Here is a 948-nt window from a genome sequence, read left to right as displayed (position 1 = left end):
GTGTTTGTTAACCCTGAACATCCCGAGAACCCCCAATGGATTGGTTTGGATTGTGGCATTGTTGGCACATTAAATAGCGAAGATAAACGCTATTTAGCGGAAACTTTTTGGCGTTTTTAATCGTGATTATCGACGTGTAGCCGAGCTGCATGTGGACTCTGGCTGGGTACCGGCAGACACCAATATTGATGAATTTGAATTTGCGATTCGTATTGTTTGTGAGCCGATTTTTGCCAAACCGTTGTGTGAAATCTCCTTTGGTCATGTGCTATTGAACCTATTCAATACCGCAAGGCGATTCAATATGGAAGTTCAGCCACAACTGGTGTTATTGCAAAAAACCTTGCTGTATGTGGAAGGGTTAGGGCGCCAGCTTTACCCTCAACTTGATCTCTGGGAAACCGCAAAACCCTTCCTTGAAGAGTGGATGATGAATCAAGTTGGTCCTAAGGCGTTGATCAATGCAATAAAAGACCGCGCGCCTTATTGGGCGGAAAAATTACCTGAACTGCCGGAGTTGCTGTATGACAGCCTCAAACAGGGCAAAGAGATGAACCAGAGAATGGATCAGCTTTACCAAGGCTATCGAGCCAGCAAAGCGTCCATGCAGGGCAACAGGTAAAGTTTTTATTTGGTGTTGGGGCCACATTAGTCGTATGCTCGGCAATATTGGTAGGACCACACTTATGAACAGCTTTCACTGGCGACGGCTATTGCAGGCGTCACATTTTGGCTGTTCAGTTGGCGAGCTTATCGTCGTTAGACGTTAACTCTTGATCTAATTTTTGTTACAAAAAGACCCGAGGTAAAAGATGGGTGGTATCAGTATCTGGCAACTGTTGATTATTGCTGTCATCGTTGTATTGCTATTCGGAACTAAAAAACTGCGCGGTATTGGTAGTGATTTAGGCGGCGCAATTAAAGGCTTCAAAAAAGCAATGAACGAAG

Annotated in this window: 1 protein-coding gene and 1 pseudogene; both read left to right on the top strand. The window is 44.6% G+C overall.

The genetic code is table 11. The features are described 5' to 3' along the window. Window positions 1–763, top strand: a pseudogene (ubiB, locus tag CIK04_RS24865) (ubiquinone biosynthesis regulatory protein kinase UbiB); the annotation flags it as partial. A gap of 49 nt (window positions 764–812) precedes the next feature. Next, window positions 813–948: twin-arginine translocase TatA/TatE family subunit (tatA, locus tag CIK04_RS24860; protein WP_128824692.1), on the top strand; the 136-nt coding region annotated here is incomplete at its 3' end.

It is taken from the genome of Vibrio sp. 03_296 (genome assembly GCF_002265885.1).
Note: the sequence above shows the minus strand (reverse complement) of the source record. Positions and strands in the feature narration are given on the sequence as shown.